Origin of the sequence: Pseudoalteromonas nigrifaciens (assembly GCF_002221505.1) — a bacterium.
GTDB classification, from domain to species: Bacteria; Pseudomonadota; Gammaproteobacteria; order Enterobacterales; family Alteromonadaceae; genus Pseudoalteromonas; species Pseudoalteromonas nigrifaciens.
The window spans coordinates 172289-194167 of the sequence record NZ_CP011036.1 but is presented as its reverse complement, the minus strand read 5'-3'; the positions used below and the strand labels follow the sequence as shown (position 1 = coordinate 194167).

Genomic DNA, 21879 nt, shown 5'->3' with positions numbered 1-21879 from the left:
TAAGAATCATTAGTATTTATTTTTAATTTGAGTTTTTAACAGACATAAAAAAACCCAGCGTAAAGCTGGGTTTTTGTAATTCAATCGATTTTATTAACGTAAAACTTTAACGTTTTTAATCGTTTTGATATGCGCTTCTACACGACGGTTTTCTTCGTGTGCTGCTTTAGTGTTCGCTTCATTTTTAAGACGCTCTTCACCTAGACCAACTGTAGTAATACGGTCTTCTGCTACGCCATCAGCTACTAATTTTTTAGCTACTGCGTCAGCACGTTTTTTAGATAACCACTTGTTGTAAGATGCTTTACCTACAGAAGAAGTATGACCTTCTAAAAGAACAGTTGTATCTGGGTACTCTTTTAAGAACTCAGCTACTTTATCGATATCGTTTAAGTACTGTGTAGATACTGCAGAGGTATTATTAGGGAAAGTCACTAATAAGCTTACAGTTACTTCTTTATCTTCGTATAAAGTACAACCTGTGCCATCAACTGCATCTGTCATTGGTGTGTTAGGACACTGATCATCTGCATCTGGAATGTTATCGTTGTCGCTATCTACTGGTGCAACTTCAACAATTACTGGCTCTGGAGCTGGTTGAACTGGCTCTTCTGCTACTGAACTTTGACCAAATAAGTAGTTAATACCTAGTTTAGCGTTCACATCGGTATAACCACGGTCAAGACCTTGATAAACAGATGTTTCTGCGTTAACAAATAAGCCGTCTGTAATGAAGTGCTGGTAACCAACACCTGCGTTTAAGAAAGTATTATCTGTTGCTACTTTTACTTCTTTAATACCAAATAAACCATAGAAAGGACCGCCACCAAAGTGGTAAAGTGCATCAACACCAAAACGCTCGCCTTCTACGTCGTTACGATTACCATTAGGAATCGGATTTTTAAGAAATGCATTAAAGTCCATATCTGCATACTCAAGACGTGCACTCCAGTAATCACTGAAACGGTAACCAACTTCAGCACCCCAACTTGCAGATTCATTAACTTCCAAGTTTTGGTACATGTTCAAGTTTTTCCAAGATGCATCGTAATAGTCACCGAACACACCAATGTAAAAACCTTCAGTTTTTTCTGCTGCAAATGCTGATGCGCTAGTTGCAGCTAACGCGATTGCGATTGTAAGTGATTTTAATTTCATTGTTTTCTTCCCATTTTAACAATTAAAAAATATAGCTAATTCGTTCTAGCTCAACCAGTTTTATTAATATTACCTGATCCTTTATTAATCAATACTTAACAAAAGATAAATAAATTCGTTTTCAACACTCTATATACAAGTATCAGTAAGTTTAGGACATATTAATTACTTTACCCAACCCCTAGATAATAAATACTATCGCTGGTATCTAAATTTATTAAATAACCATACCGACTTCACTAGCTGAGTTTATATTGAGCTCCAGCCACTTAGCTTTAAATGCATATCAATAATATCAGCTCAATTTATTGTGCTCAATAATAAAGCAGCGCTACGACCGCTAAATGACCTTTAATAATCAGTAACTTAAATTTCAACCTAATAATTAAGTACCACAAAAAGTATAATACTCTTTATCACTGCTAGGTGCATCCTGAAATTTTGCCAATTTGTCAGTATTTTCATAAGGTGTGTGCATAACCTGCATAAACTCATGCAGTAATTCACTTGAGCCAGCCTCATTATACTCACTAAGTATTTTTTCGATCACATGGTTACGAGGAATAACTCGCGGATTAGCTGCCCGCATTACGGTATAGCTGCGATCATCGGTGCGTTTTTGCCACTTACCGGCCCACTGAACTAATACCACTGGTATGCTCACTCCACCTGTTAAAGACTCGGTTAGTGCATCAAACGTAATGGTGTAGTCGAGTTGATGCTCTTTTAATAACTGTAATAGCTCTGCAATTAACTCTTTATCGGCTGTATCTGTACCTGCTAAGCCTAGTTTTGTTGCCCACATTGCACTAAATTCAGCATTAAATTGCTCAGCAAAACCATCTATTATTGGGGTCATTAACGCCACAGCTTGTTCGTCGTCATCATTTACAAGCGGTATTAAACTCTCAGCAAAGCGGGCGCAGTTCCAGTTAGCAATATTAGGTTGATTACCAAATGCATAACGCCCTTGCTTATCAATAGAGCTAAACACGGTATCAAAATCGAAGCTGTTCATCATGGCACATGGGCCATAGTCGATAGTTTCGCCGCTAACCAGCGTATTATCGGTATTCATTACCCCATGTATAAAGCCTACTCGCATCCAACTAACCACCAGCTCAACTTGGTTTTTAATCACTGCAGCTAAAAATGCTAAATAGCGCTCAGGTCCTGTTGCTTGAATTTTTGGGTAATGACGCTCAATAGCTAAGTCGGCAAGGTTTTTAAGCCCTGCAACGTCGCCTTGCGTTGCTAAATACTGAAACGAGCCAACACGAATATGGCTACTGGCTAAGCGCGTTACAATAGCGCCAGGTTGAGGTGGGTTTCGGTACACTGTTTCGCCACTACCAACCACAGCTAAGCAGCGCGTAGTTTTTATACCTAACGCTTGCATTGCTTCGCTCATTATATATTCACGAATTGCTGGGCCAAGTGCACAGCGGCCATCGCCACCACGAGAGTAAGGAGTGGCACCAGAGCCTTTTAATTGAATGTCCCACAACTGGTTTTGCGCATCCTCTACTGCACCTAGCAAATGAGCACGCCCGTCGCCTAAACGTGGTGAAAAATGTCCAAATTGATGCCCTGAGTATCCCAGTGCAACCGCTGCAATTACTTGCTGTTCGTTGCCGCTAAAAGTACTGGCCCGTAACTCAGGAACGACATTAATATTAAACGCTTTAGCTAAGCTGTCATTCCAAAGTAATAGCTGTGGGGCGGCCACCTTAGATGGGCGATCTTCAATTGCAAAATTGTCGGCTACTTGTCTGTACCTTGGCATTAAATTCATAACTACCCTCTACTGTTGTTGGCTTATACCTACACGATTATCGCCTACACTGTAGGCTATAATTAAGCTTAGCTCTTGCATGCTCAAACCGCTTTGTTGCTGTAATTCATTAAAGAACGCTTGCGCTGCAGTTAACGACTTTTTAGTTTGTAAGCCACCATCAATAATTTTGTGCGCGCGCAAATAACTCTCAACATCCCGCGATAATAAAAAGGTATCTTTACCCAATGCACGCAAAGTATAAGGGCCGGTATTTCCACCCAAGCGTGCACCGTGTTTTTTTAAGTACGCCCACAAACCAATAATATCTTCACTTGGCCAGTCTGCAATAAACTGACTAAAGCTACCATGTTGCTGGGTAACCTCATGGATCATGAACGCATTTTCGGGGATCGTTTTTACTTTTTTATAATTGCGAACAATACGCTTGTCGCTGGCTTTTTGCTCCAACATATCGGGTGGCATCATTAATAATTTTTCAACGCTAAACTGCCAAAAAACCTCTCTAAAGCCTGCCCACTTGCTGTTAATAACCGACCAGTAAAAGCCACTTTGAAAAACCTTGCGCGTAAACTCTTCCAGCCAATCATCATCACTTAAAGCTACTAATTGTCGCTTAGATGCAGGTTTAGCAAGTAGTTGCTGTAGCATTTGTGTTGAGCCTTTTCGCTCTACTGCTCGCTGATAAATATCATTAAATTTTTCCATCTGCTTGAAACCTTATTTTGCAGTTACAAATTTCGCGCCGCGATTACCCCCTAGTTTAAGGGAAATTGTCCTTATACGTAACCGTTACCAAAATCGATGACACTATCTGCACTTAGCTGCTTGACACCCAGATGGCTAAAATGATTTAATCATTGCACTTACCCTATTTAATTATATTTGTATTGCTAGCAGTACAAATATAAAGGGCTGGAAGAGGTGCGTTATTCAGGTAGCGTATGTTAGGAGCACAAACTCCATTGAGCATACGTAAGGGGAATCAACGCCGAGAAACAACAATATTTGTGTCATTGTTGTTTCGGGCGACTAGGTTGAATCCTAGCGACTGTCACCAATAGCTATTTAAACGTAGCTTATTAGTTTGGTGGAGAGCTTCTGGTCTTAGTATAATAAGGCCGTGCGCCCTATTATTTAAGCCCATTCGCTCTTCGAATTATAACATATCCTACACGTGGGTATTTGTTCGAACGATGTTAATGCGGCTCTTTCCTATATAGCTTCTTAACTCACCGAACATTCTATAAGTTCGCGAGAGATGATCAAAAACTTTAATTTAGATGACTACTCAGTCTGGACGGCGCTCGTTACTCCGTTTAATCAAAATGGTACAATCGACTATGGCACCTTAACCACTTTGGTTGCTGAGCAAGCCGCTGCCAATAATGCTATTTTATTACTAGGCAGCACAGGCGAAGGCTTAGCCTTAACACTTAAAGAGCAACAAGCCATTGTTGAGCACGTGTGCCAATTATCGCCTAATGTACCCTTAATGGTGGCTGTAGGTGGTATGAACCTCAAACAGCAATTAGCCTGGGTTGAATACTGTAACCACTTGCCTATTCATAGCTTTTTACTTGGCTCGCCGCTTTATGCAAAGCCCGGTGTACTTGGGCAAACCCATTGGTTTGAAAGCCTTTTAAATATAAGTAAACACCCTTGTATGCTTTATAACGTACCAGGGCGAAGCGCTGTCGATATTCCAGTGGCAACCATTCAAAACCTACAGCAACATAAAAACCTATGGGCACTAAAAGAAGCCAGTGGCAACATTGCGCAATTTGAAGCTTACCGTCAAGCGGCTCCTAACTTAGCTATTTTTAGCGGCGATGATGCGCTTATGCCCTACTTTGCCCAAGCCGGTGCTAAAGGACTGGTATCGGTAGCAGCTAATGCTTGGCCGCTACAAACTCACGAATTTGTACAGCGTAGCCTAAGTGGCCAATACCCCAATTTATTTACTCAGTGGTCAAGCGCAATCAGTAGCTTGTTCACTGTAGCAAACCCCATTCCCGTTAAAGTACTCATGCATTTACAAGGGCGATTAACGAGTTCGTATTTACGCCCACCGTTAACTCACCTCGAATTAACGCAAACAACGTGCATTGAACAAGCAAACAACACCATTTTATCTTGGCATTAAACATAGGTTTTTATAATGAGCTGGTTAGAACTATTAAATAATTTAGAGTCGGGCGCAGTACGCGCAGCATCACAAAACGAAAGCGGCCAATGGCAGGCTAACGTTGCAGTAAAACAGGGTATTTTAGAAGCCTTTAAAAATGGTACAAACACCGAATTTGTCGGTGGCTTTGTTGATAAACATAACTTAGCTCCGCAAGAGTTTAGTGCCACCGATGGCGTACGTATGGTCCCGGGTGGCTCAAGCGTTCGCCGTGGTGCTTATGTAGCTAAAGGCACTATTATTATGCCACCAGCGTATGTAAATATTGGCGCATACATTGACGAAGGCACTATGGTAGATAGTCACGCTTTAGTTGGCTCGTGCGCGCAAGTGGGTAAAAATGTACACCTTAGCGCAGCCGTGCAACTTGGCGGTGTGTTAGAGCCAATTGGTGCCAGCCCAGTGGTAGTTGAAGATAATGCATTTATTGGCGCAGGCTGCGTAATTGTTGAAGGCGTAGTAATTAAAAAAGGCGCAGTACTTGCCCCTGGTGTGCGTTTATCGGCCACAATTCCGGTTTACGACTGTGTAAACGAGCGCCAACTAGACAAAGGCGAGCCAATTCCTGAGTACGCTATTGTAATACCAGGCTCTCGCCCTGCTTCAAACGAATGGGCGCGTGCACAAGGTTTAAGCATGTCGTGCGCGTTAATTGTTAAGTACCGCGATGAGCAAAGTGATGCATCATTACTACTTGAAGAGGTTTTACGTTAATGAGCTTTTTGAGCACGGGCGTTAAAACGGCAATTAATGAATTATCAAGCCAACTCGATAGCCCATTTTTTGTTTACGACCTAGATACGCTAAATAGTCACTTGGCACAATTGGTCGCACAAACCGAGGTAAAACTTTGGTATGCGGTTAAAGCGAATCCGCTGTCTAAAATTATTCAATGCTTAGATAACGCCGGGTTTAATTTTGACGTAGCCAGTAAAGGCGAGCTTGAGCAAGTACTTGCTCAAGGCGTTAGTAGCGATCGCGTGCTCAACACCGGGCCAGCTAAAAGCCCAAAACAAATTAAACACTTTATTGAGCGCGGCGTACGTACTTTTGTTGCCGAAAGTCTTAATCAAGTTCGCTGGCTCAATGAGCAAGCCAAGCTACAAAACTGTCAACTACAGGTATTACTGCGCGTACAGTTACGTTGGCCCGAGGGCGAAAAAAATCCACTAGGTGGCGATAGCCTCACGCCATTTGGACTCGGTTGTACAGAGTGGCAGGCACTTAATATTACCGACTATGACGCACTTAGCTTTGATGGCCTGCATATTTTTCAATGGGGAAATATGCTCAGCACGCAAAAACTCAGTGAGTTGTGGTCACAAATGATTGCTCCACTTAGCCAACTTGCCCGCGATTTAAATATAAACCTTAAAATTTTAGATTTAGGTGGCGGCTTAGGTATTCCGTATACGCAAAACGACATAACGCTTAATTGGGGTGACTTAATAACTGCCCTCGCTAAAATTAAAAAACAGGCGGGCGTTGAAGAGTTATGGATGGAGCTTGGCCGCTATGCCGTGGGTGAATGCGGACATTACGCAGCCCCAGTAGTAGAGCGCAAACAAAACTATGGCCAACAACAAGTTATTTTAAGTGGCGGTATAAACCACTTATTGCGCCCAGCCGTCACCAGTCAAGACTTTCCAGCAGCATTACTACGAGATTCACACACACCAACCCAAGCTATGAGCTTATACGGGCCACTTTGTACCGCACTCGATAGCTTGGGCGAGCACGCATTACCAAGTGATCTCAATGAGCACGACTGGTTGGTGTTTAGTCAATGTGGTGCCTATGGCTTTAGTGAAAGTATGCCGTACTTTTTATGCCACGAACTTGCTGGCGAATATGTTTTAGAACAAAACAAACTTAGCTGTTTGCGTGCAGCCGAAGATGCCAGTTATTACTTGAGATAATGTACCTAAGATAATGTACCTGAGATAATGTACCTGAGATAAAATTAAAATGTTGAGATACTCATGATCGCCTCACCAATTAGTCAAGAAAACATCGTCGTTGGTGAAGTTGCCAATGGCTTACCACTCACTATTCCTGTGTATCGTTTAAAAGGCGATGGCACGGGGCCAAGTGTGTATATTCAGGCCAACATGCACGGAGCTGAAGTACAAGGTAACGCGGTAATTTTTCAACTACTTGAACAATTAAAGCACCTTAATCTTAAAGGTGATATTACTTTAGTGCCCTATGCCAACCCTATTGGTTGCAATCAAAAGTCGGGGGAATTTACCCTAGGTCGGTTCGACCCTATCACCGGCACTAATTGGAATAGGATGTATCATTATAATACTGATTTAGTCACTCAGTTTGCACAAAACCATATGCAATACGACGATGCCATATTAAAAAGCGCGTTCAAACAGGCACTTATTGACGAAGTTGACAGTAAACTTAATGGCCCTGCTTATTTACTCAATACTGGTAAACGCATTGCGCTTAACTTACAAAAGCTCGCTCACCAAGCTGATATAGTACTGGATTTACACACAGGTCCTATTTCAAGCAAGCACTTGTACTGCCCAACCTATGCGACTAATAGCGCTCGCTACTTTAATATTGAGCACGTACTGCTTATTCCAAGTGACTTTGATGGTGCGATGGATGAAGCAAACTTTTGTCCGTGGTGGCATTTAAGCGAAGCACTGAGCAAGCAAGGCCGCGAGCTCAGCATACCTGTAGAAGCTTTTACTGTAGAGCTAGGCAGCCAAGAAAAAATAGACTTGAGCGAAGCACTAAACGATGCAAACAGTATTTTAAGTTACTTAAATTATAAAGCCGTATTTGTAAATGCGCCCCACACTCCAGCTAACATTACTCGCTACGCGTGTCATTTAAACGATTACTTTGCTTACTACGCGCCCATGGGCGGAATGGTTGAGTATATTGCCCCCCTAGGCGGGCATATAAAAGCCGGTGAGCCAATTGCTAAAATACTGCGCATGGAGCGTTATTTAAGTGAACAACCACTACAAACACTTTCCCTTGAATCTGACGCTATTGCCATACTGCATTTTGCCTCGGCGAGCGTTAATCAAGGCACTGAACTGTATAAGTTTTTTACTAACGTATTTGAGCTTTAAGCTCTCCCTTCTCATTGCGTGAGAGTAAGTTAACTATAGTTAATTTGCATTATAAAAGCGGCTTAGGCCGCTTTTATTTTGATCTAATTATACTAAATATACGTAAATTCAGTAAAAGTTCACCGTTACATATGTAAAAAGGCGTTATAATTAAATTAACGCATTAAACCATCAATACTCACAAAGGAATTACAATGAGCTGGCGATACTTGATCATACTTTCAACATTAGTTAGTACTACTGTTTTTGCTGAAGAAAAACCTAAAAGCAATGAGCAAAATAGTAATATTGAGCTGGTAAAACAATGTATTTTAAATGAAGTGATTGGTGGAGACGGCAAGCAAACACTCGATCAGCTTCGTAAAAAGTGCTCCGCTCTTGAAGAAGATAAGCAACTTACCGCCATCGATAAGCGCAAAGCACGAGAAGCAGTAAGCCAAAAAAACCGTAATGTGATTACGCCACATAAACGTAACTACATTTTACCTATTTCATATGTATCGCATCCGAACAATAGCTCGTTTGAAACATTTGACGAGCTAACTGGCGAAAAAAATGACGAGCCACTCGATAACTTAGAAGCCAAATATCAGCTTTCAATTAAGGTGCCTCTATTCAATGACTTTTCTGATGAAGACCAAGCTATATTTTTTGCCTTTACACTACAGTCATATTGGCAGCTTTATAACAAAGAAAGCTCATCACCATTTCGTGAGACCAACTACGAGCCAGAAATTTTTTGGGTTAACTATTTAGATCCAGAACACGTTCCTTGGGGCGATGAAATGGCTGTTGTTTTGGGTATTTCGCATCAGTCTAACGGTAATAGCCAGCCAAATTCGCGTTCATGGAACCGTATTTACGCTAACTTTATTTGGGAAAAAAATGGCTTTGTGTTTAACTTTAAGCCTTGGTATCGTATTTCAGAAAGCGAGAAAGAAACACCTTTAGACCCAAGAGGCGACGACAACCCTGACATTTACAAATACATGGGTTACTTTGAGTTTAGCGGTGCGTATCGCCTTAATGAACATGAATTTAGCTTTATGACCCGTAACAACTTAAATTCAGACAATCGTGGTGCATTACAGCTCGATTGGTCATTTCCGCTTTGGGGCCGAGTGCGTGGTTATGCACAGTACTTTAATGGCTATGGCGAAAGCTTAATTGATTATAACGCTGATATAGAACGTATTGGTGTGGGTATACTACTTACCGATTTACTTTAATTAATGAGCGACTAAAGTAAACAAATTAAAAAGCCAAGCATTGCTTGGCTTTTTAGTGCTTAATTCAACTATAAAGTGCTAACAGCTTATTTTTTTACTACAAACTGCCCTTCAAATTCAGCCACTACCTTATCACCATCATAAATAATAACAGGTACTAAATAGCTGGCTTTACCCTCAGTTTCTAGCTCGCTGAGCTTACCCTTACAGTTTTGTATATCAACACAGCCGCGTGGATCACTGCTAAGCGGTTTTAAATATTTAATATTGGCATCGGCTAATACAATATTTCCTTCAAGCCCTGCTTCTTTAAGTGCTAAGTAGGTTGCCCCCCACCCCGTAAGGGTTGCTAAGCTATAAATAGAACCAGCAAACATAGTGTTATGTAGGTTTAAATTAGCATCTAAATCTGCGCTAGTCGTAAATTGCCAGTCGGTATAGCTCTCTACTTTAATGCCCATTGCATCACTAATTGGAATTGACTCACGCCAAGTGTTTTGCAGCACTTGAGTCCAGTTAGGGTGGCGAAACCAGCCAGGCTCTGATGGCTTTTGTTTTACCATTTTATAGTGTTGTACATCGCCGTACGCCAAATGCGCTTTTTCTTGTGTTTCATAACCATGGCGCTTATAAAATTCGAGTGCGCGCTCGCGTGCAAATAATACTAACTCTGCAGCGTCTTGTGACCATGCTATTTTTTCTAGGTCATGTAATAAACGACTACCAATATGCTGATTACGACTTTCTTCAGCTACAGCCATATAGCGAACTTGAGCTTGTTGCTGGTTATTAAAGTGCAGCCGCGCCACCCCTAATACTTTACCCGCTTTATTTTTAATAAAGCGATGCTCGGCATCTTGTTCTAAATCATCCTGCTCAGAACCACGTGGCTCACCCCAAGGGGCACGTAAAATTTCCCAGCGTAATTGATAATAGGCTTGCCAATCTTCACTACTTTGCGGTGTACTTACCTGAAACATACATACTCCTGCTGTTAAGCCGTAAATAAAATACAACGTCACTTAATTATGGCAAATACCATACTCCATCTAAAAAAAACTGCCAATACGACTTTGGTGATGGCAAATACAAAGTGTAAAAAATTAATGACAAAAGCCATTGCGCTTTGCCTCGGCTAGTTTATGCTGAGCAACATGAGCGAATACATAAACCCTGTAAATGGCCTAATTAATAGCTATTTTATTGAAAACAGCCACAGTATTGGCCAGTTACTTTATTGGCATAAATATGGGGGCGATCACATTCAAGTACGTCAACATCAGCAACTGCGTTGGCTGCTAATAAATGACACTCTGCAATCTGTGGTAACGCAGCAGCAACCAAGCAATTTATTACTTCCACACTTACAGTGCTTAGCACAGCATTGGCACACTTTAAGCGCCCCTAAAAAAGTACTCGAGCTGGGGCTTGGCGGCGGCGCAATTCGTAATTATTTGCTGCACCAATATCCACACGCAAAAATCACCTCAGCTGAAATAAATGCAGATATAATTAGTTGTTATAAAAAGTTTTTTACTACGCAGCAAGTGCCTAGTAATAATACACAGCGGTTACTTTGTGAGGATGCTCAGCAAGTACTGGGGCGCGCCCGCAACATAGATTGGATTATTTTAGATTTATTTAGCCAAATAGACGCGCCACGATTTTTATTCGCCCCCGCTTTTTATCAAAAAATACACGCAGCCCTTAACAACAACGGCACGCTATTTATTAATTTTTTATCGCAACATGAGTCGCAATTAAAACAGTTACAGCAAGTATTACTTAATGTATTTGGTTATAAAGTTAGCCCGCAAAAGGTAGCAGGCTATATAAATCATATTGTGGTGATCACTAAACAGCTAAATTAAAGGTCACTGGCCCATCGTTACACAAGCTCACTTGCATATCGGCACCAAACTCACCGGTAGCAACCGTTAAATTAAGCGCCTTGGCTTGCGCTACAAAGTACTCGTATAACTCATTAGCTTGGCTTGGGGTTGCCGCCGATGAAAAACTAGGTCGCATGCCCTTTTTAGTATTTGCCGCCAAAGTAAACTGCGATACCACTAATAGCTCACCAGCAATATCTTTTAGACTTAGGTTCATTTTGTCGTTTTCGTCAGTAAAAATGCGGTAATTACTAATCTTATGCAGCAACTTATCGGCCGCTTGCTCGTCATCTTGTTTTTCAACACCCAACAACACTAAAATTCCTTGGCCAATTTCGCCAACTACTTGGTTATTAATTTCTACTTTGGCATGTTTTACACGTTGTATTAAACCTTGCATTTTATAGCGTATCCTTTGTATTTTCTTGCTCGTCTAGCTCTATTTCGGGCGTGTCTTCAATATTTTCAGGGCTAATACACGCCGTAAGCTCAGCGCCTAGCAACACCACTATCCACGACAAATATATCCACACAAACAAAATAGGAATGGTAGCAACTGCACCATAAATAACTTCATAAGATGGAAAGTGGCTAATATAAAGCGCAAAACCTTTTTTAGTTAACTCAAACAACATGGCAGCAAATAGTGCACCTGGTATCGCCGCTTTAAACGAAACCCGAGTGTTGGGCACCAAGGTGTAGAGCATAATAAAACCCACCATAGAAATGCCGTACGGCAATAACTTTAATAAAAAGCCACTAAACCCCGGAATCCCCTGATCAGCAAACGACACCAACGATACAATATACGAAGTAACTGCAATACTGCCGCCTAAAAATACGGGCCCTAAACTAAGTACCATCCAATAAACGGCAAACGAAATCATCATTGGACGCTTTTTCTTAATTCGCCAAATACGGTTAAGCGTGGCATCAACATTACGAATAAGTAACAAGGCAATAGCAGCTAAAAAGCCAATGCCCACTGCGGTCATTTGATTTGCATTGCCCGCAAACGAGCTAATATGCTCTTTAATAACATCTGACGAAGTGGGCACAAAGTTAGTAAATAAAAAGCTTTCAATTGCTAATCGAGTTGATTCAAACCCCGGAAAAGCCGAAAATATCGCCACACCTACGGCAATTAATGGCACCAAAGACAGCAAAGTTACATAAGCTAAATAGCCCGCGTTAACGGTTATTTGGTCATCAATACAGCGGTTAATATATTGCATCCACCAGCCGGGTTGCTGCCGTAAAAAAGATCCAACTTGCTGTTTATAATAAGAGAGCTTATCGTTCATAACATTGACTTGTGCTAATATAATTTTGACCATAATAACAATCAGCACCATAATTTACAGCATTAACACACGTAAATAGGAAACCAAATGAAAAAACAAACATTACTGAGTGTTACCGTACTTGCACTTGTACTAACATTATCGGGTTGCCAGTCGGCTTATTACTCGGCCATGGAAAAGGTAGGCGTACACAAGCGCGATATTCTTATTGACCGCGTAGAAGAAACCAAAGACTCGCAACAAGAGTCTCAAGAAGAGTTTAAATCAGCGCTTGAGCGCTTAACTACACTTATTGATTTTAATGGTGGCGAACTGCAAGACACTTACAATCAGTTAAACGATGACTATGAGTCGAGCTTAAATGCCGCTAACGAAGTGTCAACTAACATCAATAAAGTAGAAGACGTAGCAGAAGCCTTATTTGATGAGTGGAGCGATGAGCTTGAGCAATATAAAAGCGCATCACTTAAACGTGAAAGCAGTAAAAAGCTAGCCGCGACTAAGCGTCAATTTGATCAGCTATTACGCTCAATGCGCAGCGCAGAGAGCAAAATGGAGCCGGTATTAACATCGCTTCATGATAACGTTTTATACTTAAAGCATAACTTAAACGCACAAGCGGTATCGGCTATTAAAGGCGAGTTCACTAACCTTAAACGCGATATACAATTGCTTATGAACGACATGAACAAATCGATTGCCGACTCAAATAAATTTATTGAACAAATGAATAGTGCCGGTTAATTAGCTGATATTATATTTAAATTTGCCTGCATTATTGCAGGCTTTTTTATGGCTGCATGGCTGCTTTAGCACTATTTAAAACGGATTTAATTATGAAACACATTACCCTTATAATCTTTATAAGCTGTTTTTTATCAGCGTGTAGTACACCTAATCAGGTGCAAAAAATAGCTGATAAAAACTCAGTTATTGCTGTTAACAACCAAACAGGTCGTTACCATAATTTATATCAAGGCAAAAAGATTTACCCAACCACCTGCGAGCAAAACTGCTACCCGCCACATCCGAACTTGATTTGCGAAACACCCAGCAGCAACTGCCAGTATCAAGGTAAGCAAATTAAGCCGCCGCTCAATACCGGTTATACGGTTCGTTGGTTAGGGCATGCCAGCTTTGTGGTCAGCACACGTAATGGGCAAAATGTATTATTTGATCCGGTTAGTGAGCAGTTTGATTCACCGGTTGATTTAGGCTTTAAGCTTGCAGGTGGGTTTTATCGCAAACCCGGAGCATGGCCAAATAAGCAAACACTTGAAAACATTAACGCCGTTATGTATTCGCATATTCATTATGATCACTTTAATAAAGCAGATATTAAAAAACTGGGTAATCAACCACGTTATTTAGCCCCGCTAGGCATGGCAGATAACTTCCCAACGGGTGGCTTTAATATTACTGAAATGGCGTGGTATGCAAAAACCAGCATTGAGGACTTAACCATACACGCAGTGCCTGCACATCACTTTAGTAATCGGGTGCTTATTCCCTATATTTACGAAGATGATAATAAAGATTCTTGGAATGGCTGGCTGCTTGAACAAAATGGCAGCACCTTATTTTTTGCCGGCGATACTGGCTATTCAAAACACTTTAAAGACATACAACAAAAATACGGTGATATAGACCTATGCCTAATGCCAATTGCCTCTTATTACCATAAAACCAACGCTAAAGGGTATCGCTACGTTCATACCACGCCAGAGGATGCCCTTAATGCGGCCACAGAGCTTAATTGCAAAGTAATGATACCATGGGGATATGGCAACTCAAGCTGGCAAATGGGCGATCACAGCAGCCACTCAGCACTATCGCGCTTACTGCATATGTATAAACAAATGAATGCACCAATACCGCTGTATATTTTAAATGAAGGCGAAACAATTAAACTTTAAGTAATGTACGTAGGTTGGGTTGAGCGCAGCGAAACCCAACGAAAAATACCTTACCAACAAACACTAGTACTTAGCCTTATCGGCTGTTTTAAGCTCACTCTGCGTACAAAAGATCTTTAAGTGAATTATTCACAAAGAGGTTAAGAGGCGCTGCGCTTTTAGAGGAAAAAAATCAATGTAGTGAACAAGTGCACAGCATACCAATTATCGCGGTGGTGGTAATTTCTTTAATCTACCCTCTTTAACCTTTTATTTAGCTAACCCACAAACACAAAAAAGCCGCTGTATTTTGCAATACAGCGGCTTTTAAAATCATTATTCTAAATTAATAGATTATGACTTAGGAGCACGACCCGCACGTTTACGTTCGTTTTCTGTAAGATGACGCTTACGAATACGAATGTTTAGTGGCGTTACTTCAACTAACTCATCTTCATCAATAAACTCAAGCGCTTGCTCAAGTGAATAGTTAAGGTGCGGAGAAAGCGTTTGCGCTTCATCTGTACCAGATGCACGTACGTTAGTTAACTGCTTGCCTTTAAGGGCGTTAACTGTAAGGTCGTTATCACGGTTATGAATACCGATAACCATACCTTCGTAAACTTCAACACCGTGGCCGATGAATAAACGGCCGCGCTCTTGTAAGTTAAACAATGCGTTAGTCAGTGCTTTACCTGTAGCATTTGCAATCATTACACCATTTTTACGAACACCAATGTCACCACCTTTGTGAGGACCGTAATGATCGAACGTATGGTACATAAGACCAGTACCTGATGTAATTGTCATAAAATCAGTTTGGAAACCAATTAAGCCGCGACTTGGGATAATAAAGTCTAAACGCATACGGCCTTTGCCATCTGGAGACATGTTAGTAAGCTCACCTTTACGTAGGCCAACTTGCTCCATTACAGAACCCTGATGCTCTTCTTGACAGTCAATTGTTACTGTTTCAAACGGTTCTTCTAATACGCCGTCAACAGTACGCAAAATTACCTCTGGACGAGATACTGCAAGCTCGTAACCTTCACGACGCATGTTTTCGATTAAGATACCTAGGTGTAACTCACCACGGCCAGAAACACGGAAGCTATCTGGGCTAGCAGTATCTTCAACGCGAAGTGCTACGTTGTGCACTAATTCTTTATCTAAACGCTCACGGATATTACGTGACGTTACAAACTTACCTTCTTTACCACAAAAAGGTGAGTTATTTACAGAGAATGTCATTGTTACTGTTGGCTCATCAACACTTAGTGGTGGTAATGCTTCAACGTTAGTAGGACAACAAACAGTGTCTGAAATCTTAAGCTCGCCAATACCGGTTACAGTAACGATGTTACCTGCATAACCACGGTCTGTTTCAATACGCTCAAGGCCTAAGTAGCTTTGTACTGTACCAATTTTACCGTTACGTTTAGTACCGTCAGCACTAATAATAGTTACTTGTTGGTTTGGAGCAACAGAACCACGCTTGATACGACCAACACCAATTACACCCACGTATGAGTTGTAATCTAGTTGAGAAATCTGCATTTGGAAGTCACCTTCAGGATCTGCATCTGGTGGTGATACTTCGTCAACGATCATTTGGAACATGTCATCCATGTTATCAGATGGCTTGTCTAAATCTAATGTTGCCCAGCCATTGATTGCTGATGCATAGATTACTTTAAAATCTAACTGATCATCAGTGGCGCCTAAGTTATCGAATAAATCAAAGATTTGATCCATAACCCAATCAGGACGTGCACTTGGCTTGTCGATTTTATTAATTACTACGATTGGCTTTAAACCTTGCGCAAATGCCTTTTGCGTAACAAAACGCGTTTGTGGCATTGGGCCTTCTTGAGCGTCAACAATTAGTAATACTGAGTCAGCCATTGAAAGTACGCGTTCCACTTCACCACCGAAATCGGCGTGTCCTGGAGTATCTACGATATTAATGTGGTAGCCGTTCCATGAAATAGCGGTGTTTTTCGCTAAAATGGTAATACCACGTTCTCTTTCTATATCGTTTGAATCCATCACGCGCTCTTCATTACCGCCGCGTGTTTCTAATGTGCCTGAAAACTCAAGCAGTTTGTCAACCAGTGTAGTTTTACCGTGGTCAACGTGGGCGATAATTGCTATATTTCTTATCTTTTCGATACTCATTAATATTCACTCAGAGAAATTGAATCTCATTGATCCTGCAGGGGCTTACGCACTCACCTGCGTTTTCACGAGATGTCCCAGCATAGGATTTAAAAGGGCGCATATTATCCCTTATAAATGGAATGGATGAAAGTTTATCCAAAATAAATTTGCAAACTTTCTGGTTTTTTTATTTAACCTACTGTTTTAAATTAACTAATTATAAAAATAAAATTTTTAATATTTTTATAAAAACCTCCACTTTAATGACTTTATTGCTATTTTGGTCAGTCTTTTGTATTTACTTTATGTTAGTCTATCACGATTAAATAGCGAGCAACTTTTTACTCTGTAACTGTTGCACTATATTGAAGCATTTACGCACCATAATGGTGCGCATTAGAAACAGCCGTTATTACTTTTGTATTTTTTATGTTTATAAACATTAAGTTACAATAGTGGCACAAAATCAGCTTATAAAACACAAAGCATTTAAGCAGCAATAACAAAACCTTATAGTTGGAGGACACATGTCGCAATCGGTTTTAGATTTTATTAAAGAAAATGACGTTAAGTTCATTGATTTACGCTTTACTGATACAAAAGGTAAAGAGCAGCATATTTCAATTCCTCATCACCAAATTGATGAAGACTTTTTTGAAGATGGTAAAATGTTCGATGGTTCTTCAATTGCTGGCTGGAAAGGCATAAACGAATCAGACATGGTGCTAATGCCTGTTGCTGAATCAGCTAAGCTTGACCCATTCACTGAAGAAGCCACATTAATTATACGTTGTGACGTAGTAGAGCCTTCTACATTACAAGGTTACGAGCGCGATCCTCGCTCTGTAGCAAAGCGTGCTGAAGAGTATATGCGCTCTACAGGTATTGCTGATACGGTTTTATTTGGCCCAGAGCCAGAGTTCTTCGTATTTGATGACGTAAAATATAAAACAGACATGTCTGGCTCTATGTACAAAATCGATTCTAAGCAAGCTGCTTGGAACTCAGATAAAGAATACGCAGACGGCAATACAGGTCATCGCCCTGGCGTTAAAGGCGGTTACTTCCCAGTTGCTCCTGTTGATGACTTTCAAGATTGGCGCTCTGCTACTTGTCTAGTATTAGAAGAAATGGGACAAGTTGTTGAAGCACATCATCACGAAGTAGCAACTGCAGGACAAAACGAAATTGCTACGCGCTTTAATACTATGGTGATTAAAGCCGATGAAATTCAAGAAATGAAATATGTTATTCATAACATGGCTCATTTATACGGCAAAACAGCCACTTTTATGCCTAAACCTATTGTTGGCGATAACGGCTCTGGTATGCATTGTCATCAGTCGTTAGCTAAAGACGGTGTTAACTTATTTGCAGGTGATAAGTACGGCGGTCTTTCTGAAGATGCGCTTTATTACATTGGCGGTATTATTAAACATGCTAAAGCAATTAATGCGTTTGCTAATGCCTCTACTAACTCGTACAAACGTTTAGTACCAGGTTACGAAGCACCAGTAATGCTTGCATACTCTGCACGTAACCGTTCTGCATCAATTCGTATTCCGGTAGTACCATCAGCTAAAGGTCGTCGTATTGAAGTACGCTTCCCTGATGCAACGGCTAACCCGTATCTTGCTTTTGCTGCCATGCTTATGGCTGGCCTTGATGGAATTAAAAATAAAATCCATCCTGGTGATGCAATGGATAAAGATTTATACGACCTACCTGCAGAAGAAGCAGCAGAAATTCCAACCGTTGCCTCTTCATTAGAAGAAGCACTGGCATCTCTTGATGCTGACCGTGAGTTTTTAAATCAAGGTGACGTGTTCTCTAATGATTTAATTGATGCTTACATTAAACTTAAGAGTCAAGAAGTTGAAAGACTTAACATGACAACGCACCCAATTGAGTTTGAAATGTATTACAGCTGTTAATTTTAATTAACAGTTATAAAATATACCTTTAAGCCCGCTTTGCGGGCTTTTTTAATGGTAAATTAGTACTTTCTCCACTAAAGTAAAGTTAATGTTAAAAATGCAGGGTTGCAGAGTGAGTAGCAAGATTTTATTACTACTAATTACTTCATTATTAAGTGTTTGTAGTTACGCTGGTGAAAAAAAAATTTACGCATGGAAAGATAAAAATGGCGTACTGGTGTTTTCAGATACCCCCCATATTGGCGCCAAAGAGATAAAACTCACCAGCCAAGATTTAACCATGCCTGCAACAAATACAGATATATTAAATAATCAAACTAAAGCGCAGCCGGTTGCATTTAGTATTGGTATTGCATCGCCTGAGCATCAGCAAACTATTCGTGAAAACACCGGCTCTGTGTATGTATCTACTCGCATTACCCCCCGCTTTGAAAACGACTTTACAATACAGCTATTTCTTGATGGTAAAGCCTATGGCGCAGCAAGTGATACCTCAACTTTTGCTTTAAGAGATGTAGAGCGTGGTGAGCACACTCTGCAAGTTAAGCTGTACAACAAACAAAACCAAGTCATTGCGACAAGCCCATTGAGTGTATTTTTTATGCATAGAAAAGGCTTAAGCTTAGGTAATTAACTCCCACCTAATTCACATTAAAAATAGCAATTGCAGTGCAATTTCATTAAATTACTTGCCTGAAAACACAGGCGCACTAAAATGGTGCAACAATGCTTAATAAAACACACTTTAGTCCTGAGCTACTCAATGCCATATGGCAAAATCAAACCACCGCCGTGATGCTTTTAAACGAAAGCTTTACGCTTATTTATGCCAATACCAGTACCAGTGAGCTGCTTGGTTTAGGCACTAAGCGTTTATTAGGGCAGTCTTTTGATGATTTATTTAACTACCATTCAATCGATTTAAAACGCATAGCGCAATACTCTTTAATTGATGGCGTAGATTGCCACCAGCATAGGGCTGACGTGGTATTTGTTGATTCTCGCCATGCTAAATTAGCAGTCAGTTCAAAACAGATAAAATACCAAGGTGCACTTTATATTTTATTAGAATGTCGGCAAACCGATGATGAAATTAAATTCGATCAAGCATCAAATCAAATGCACCAATACCAAGCCGCACGTAATTTAATTCGAGGTTTAGCGCACGAAATTAAAAACCCTTTAGGGGGAATTCGCGGAGCGGCGCAGTTATTGCAATACGAGGTAGACCAGCAAGAAAGAAATGAATGTGCCGAGCTTATTATTGAGCAAGCCGACCGATTGCGTGAATTAGTAGATAGACTGCTTGGGCCTAACCAATTACCGCAAAAGTCTTATGGCAATATACATCAAACCTTAGAGTCGGTGATCAAATTAAGTACCCTAGATAATAGTGACAATATTCGCTTGGTAAAAGATTACGATCCGAGTATTCCCGATGTTTATATTGACCAAAGTAAAGTGCAGCAAGTGGTGCTTAATATTGTGCGTAATGCCCAGCAGGCATTAGTTAATGGTGGGGAAATAAAAATTAAAACCCGAATTAACTATCAGCACCGCCGGCCCGGTAAGGCACCCAAAAAAGCCTTGTTAATTCAAGTGCTCGATAATGGCCCAGGGATTGATATTAGTGTACGCGATACTTTGTTTTATCCTATGATCACTAATAAAGATGGCGGCTCTGGATTGGGGCTTTCTATAGCGCAAACATTAATTGATCAACACAATGGTTATATTGAGTGCGATAGCTGGCCTGGTCACACCGAATTTAATATTTATCTGCCTTTTGCAGATTAACGCCTTGGAGTATGCATGAAAACAGTTTGGCTTGTAGATGACGATGCCTCAATTCGTTTTGTATTAGAAAAAGCGCTTACTCGCGCAGGTTTTACAGTACAAAGCTTTGCTGAAGCACAAAGTGTGCTTAATGCATTAAAATTTAGCCAACCTAGTGTGCTGATCTCCGATGTAAGAATGCCCGGTATGGACGGCATGGCACTGCTAGAGCTAATAGCAGAGCAAGTGCCCGGCTTACCGGTTATTATTATTACCGCGCATTCAGATCTCGATTCCGCCGTAAATGCCTTTCAAAAAGGGGCTTTTGAATATTTAGCCAAACCTTTTGATTTAAACGAGGCGATTGCCCTAGTTGAAAGCGCCTATAGAGCTAATTCTACAAAAAAAGTTAAACGTAAACTCACGCCCCCTAAAAGCGCACATATAATTGGTGAAGCACCTGCCATGCAAGAAGTGTTTAGGGCCATAGGTAAGCTTGCAGCCTCAAGCATGAGTGTACTTATTAATGGTGAGTCAGGAACGGGTAAAGAGCTTGTTGCCAGCGCCCTGCACAACCATAGTCCACGTAAAGAAAACCAATTTATTGCGCTAAATATGGCCGCAATCCCTAAAGAGCTGGTTGAGTCAGAATTATTCGGCCATGAAAAAGGGGCTTTTACTGGTGCAGATAGCGTGCGAAAAGGCCGTTTTGAACAAGCCAATGGCGGCACCCTATTTTTAGATGAAATTGGCGATATGCCTCTCGACGTACAAACTCGACTACTGCGGGTATTATCTGATGGTGAGTTTTACCGTGTTGGCGGGCATAAAAGCATAAAAGTAGATGTGCGTATTATTGCTGCAACCCATCAAAACCTTGAAGAGCTCGTAAAACAAGGCAAGTTTAGGGATGACTTATTTCATCGCTTAAATGTAGTGCGCCTGCGCTTACCAGCCCTTCGAGAGCGTACCGAAGACATTGAGCGTCTAGCACTGCACTTTTTACATAAAAGCGCTAAAGATCTACAAGTAGAAAGTAAAATTCTTAGCCTTAAAGCAATTGAGCAGCTACGCTTGTTCAGTTGGCCCGGTAACGTACGTCAATTAGAAAACACCTGCCGTTGGCTTACGGTTATGGCTCCTGGCGAGCTTGTTAGCGAGCAAGACTTGCCACCTGAAATTATTAATGCCTCACTAACTCAAGAAGAAGGCGATTGGTTAGATGCCTTCCAGTTATGGCTTAATCAGGAACTTAAACAAGGTAAGGAAAATATTTGGCCTAATATTCAAGCGCAACTAGAAACCCGCTTAATAAAAACAGCACTCGCCAATTGCGCAGGCCACAAACAAGAAGCCGCTATAAAAATAGGCTGGGGACGCAATACATTGACCCGTAAATTAAAAGAGCGCAACATTAATTAGTTTTGCGCGAATAACTCTTAGG

The 21879-nt window shown here is 40.9% G+C and carries 19 protein-coding genes and 1 riboswitch; of the genes, 12 read left to right on the top strand and 7 right to left on the bottom strand.

The window, feature by feature from the left end; all coding sequences use genetic code 11:
- Positions 1-93: 93 nt before the first annotated feature.
- The 3 genes from PNIG_RS00930 to PNIG_RS00920 all read right to left on the bottom strand — a co-directional run bounded on the left by PNIG_RS00930 (position 94) and on the right by PNIG_RS00920 (position 3661).
- Entirely contained in the window at positions 94-1158 is a 1065-nt protein-coding gene (locus PNIG_RS00930) for an OmpA family protein (RefSeq protein WP_089367581.1), read from the bottom strand.
- A 385-nt stretch (positions 1159-1543) separates the two neighbouring features.
- Entirely contained in the window at positions 1544-2953 is a 1410-nt protein-coding gene (locus tag PNIG_RS00925) for a protein adenylyltransferase SelO (RefSeq protein ID WP_089367580.1), read from the bottom strand.
- 9 nt (positions 2954-2962) lie between these two features.
- Positions 2963-3661 carry a DNA-3-methyladenine glycosylase I gene (locus tag PNIG_RS00920; protein WP_089367579.1) on the bottom strand — a complete coding sequence of 233 codons (699 nt, stop codon included), beginning with the start codon at positions 3659-3661 and terminating at the stop codon, positions 2963-2965.
- 203 nt (positions 3662-3864) lie between these two features.
- Positions 3865-4062, top strand: a riboswitch (Lysine riboswitch).
- 152 nt (positions 4063-4214) lie between these two features.
- Between PNIG_RS00920 and dapA the strand changes: the two genes are divergently transcribed.
- The 5 genes from dapA (at position 4215) to PNIG_RS00895 (ending at position 9471) form a co-directional block, all read left to right on the top strand.
- Positions 4215-5099 carry a 4-hydroxy-tetrahydrodipicolinate synthase gene (gene dapA, locus PNIG_RS00915; protein WP_089367578.1) on the top strand — a complete coding sequence of 295 codons (885 nt, stop codon included), beginning with the start codon at positions 4215-4217 and terminating at the stop codon, positions 5097-5099.
- Between the two features lie 15 nt (positions 5100-5114).
- Positions 5115-5855 carry a 2,3,4,5-tetrahydropyridine-2,6-dicarboxylate N-succinyltransferase gene (locus tag PNIG_RS00910; RefSeq protein WP_089367577.1) on the top strand — a complete coding sequence of 247 codons (741 nt, stop codon included), beginning with the start codon at positions 5115-5117 and terminating at the stop codon, positions 5853-5855.
- The gene (locus tag PNIG_RS00905) at positions 5855-7060 is read left to right on the top strand and encodes a PLP-dependent decarboxylase (RefSeq protein WP_089367576.1); all 1206 of its coding nucleotides are present in this window, start codon (positions 5855-5857) and stop codon (positions 7058-7060) included. Before PNIG_RS00910 ends, PNIG_RS00905 begins: the two co-directional genes overlap by 1 nt.
- Positions 7061-7123: 63 nt before the next feature.
- Entirely contained in the window at positions 7124-8242 is a 1119-nt protein-coding gene (locus PNIG_RS00900; RefSeq protein ID WP_089367575.1) for a succinylglutamate desuccinylase/aspartoacylase family protein, read from the top strand.
- A 194-nt stretch (positions 8243-8436) separates the two neighbouring features.
- A complete protein-coding gene (locus PNIG_RS00895; RefSeq protein WP_089367574.1) occupies positions 8437-9471 on the top strand; it encodes a phospholipase A in 1035 nt (344 codons plus the stop codon).
- A gap of 86 nt (positions 9472-9557) precedes the next feature.
- Here PNIG_RS00895 and PNIG_RS00890 read toward each other — a convergent pair whose 3' ends face one another.
- On the bottom strand, positions 9558-10451 hold the full coding sequence (locus tag PNIG_RS00890) for a bifunctional GNAT family N-acetyltransferase/hotdog fold thioesterase (RefSeq protein ID WP_086993800.1): 894 nt from the start codon (positions 10449-10451) through the stop codon (positions 9558-9560).
- 162 nt (positions 10452-10613) lie between these two features.
- Between PNIG_RS00890 and PNIG_RS00885 the strand changes: the two genes are divergently transcribed.
- Positions 10614-11342, top strand: a complete 729-nt coding sequence (locus tag PNIG_RS00885) for a spermidine synthase (protein ID WP_086993798.1) — start codon at positions 10614-10616, stop codon at positions 11340-11342.
- Here the strand turns inward: PNIG_RS00885 and dtd are convergent.
- Positions 11326-11763: a D-aminoacyl-tRNA deacylase gene (gene dtd / locus PNIG_RS00880; RefSeq protein ID WP_058372331.1), complete on the bottom strand. Its 438-nt coding sequence runs from the start codon at positions 11761-11763 to the stop codon at positions 11326-11328. The genes PNIG_RS00885 and dtd overlap by 17 nt on opposite strands.
- 1 nt (position 11764) lies before the next feature.
- The gene (locus tag PNIG_RS00875; RefSeq protein ID WP_011326889.1) at positions 11765-12667 is read right to left on the bottom strand and encodes a virulence factor BrkB family protein; all 903 of its coding nucleotides are present in this window, start codon (positions 12665-12667) and stop codon (positions 11765-11767) included.
- An 87-nt stretch (positions 12668-12754) separates the two neighbouring features.
- On the opposite strand from PNIG_RS00875, the gene PNIG_RS00870 reads away from it, so the two are divergent.
- Positions 12755-13411, top strand: coding sequence for a DUF2959 domain-containing protein (locus PNIG_RS00870; protein WP_011326888.1), 657 nt, complete (start codon positions 12755-12757; stop codon positions 13409-13411).
- Between the two features lie 92 nt (positions 13412-13503).
- On the top strand, positions 13504-14583 hold the full coding sequence (locus PNIG_RS00865; RefSeq protein WP_089368923.1) for an MBL fold metallo-hydrolase: 1080 nt from the start codon (positions 13504-13506) through the stop codon (positions 14581-14583).
- A gap of 333 nt (positions 14584-14916) precedes the next feature.
- Here the strand turns inward: PNIG_RS00865 and typA are convergent, their stop codons facing one another.
- The gene (gene typA, locus PNIG_RS00860; protein WP_086993789.1) at positions 14917-16740 is read right to left on the bottom strand and encodes a translational GTPase TypA; all 1824 of its coding nucleotides are present in this window, start codon (positions 16738-16740) and stop codon (positions 14917-14919) included.
- Between the two features lie 509 nt (positions 16741-17249).
- Between typA and glnA the strand changes: the two genes are divergently transcribed.
- The 4 genes from glnA to ntrC all read left to right on the top strand — a co-directional run bounded on the left by glnA (position 17250) and on the right by ntrC (position 21857).
- Positions 17250-18656, top strand: coding sequence for a glutamate--ammonia ligase (glnA, locus tag PNIG_RS00855; protein ID WP_086993786.1), 1407 nt, complete (start codon positions 17250-17252; stop codon positions 18654-18656).
- A gap of 115 nt (positions 18657-18771) precedes the next feature.
- Positions 18772-19293: a DUF4124 domain-containing protein gene (locus tag PNIG_RS00850; RefSeq protein WP_089368922.1), complete on the top strand. Its 522-nt coding sequence runs from the start codon at positions 18772-18774 to the stop codon at positions 19291-19293.
- A gap of 92 nt (positions 19294-19385) precedes the next feature.
- Positions 19386-20456 carry a nitrogen regulation protein NR(II) gene (gene glnL / locus PNIG_RS00845; RefSeq protein ID WP_089367573.1) on the top strand — a complete coding sequence of 357 codons (1071 nt, stop codon included), beginning with the start codon at positions 19386-19388 and terminating at the stop codon, positions 20454-20456.
- A 15-nt stretch (positions 20457-20471) separates the two neighbouring features.
- Positions 20472-21857, top strand: coding sequence for a nitrogen regulation protein NR(I) (gene ntrC / locus PNIG_RS00840; RefSeq protein WP_011326882.1), 1386 nt, complete (start codon positions 20472-20474; stop codon positions 21855-21857).
- Positions 21858-21879: the final 22 nt, after the last annotated feature.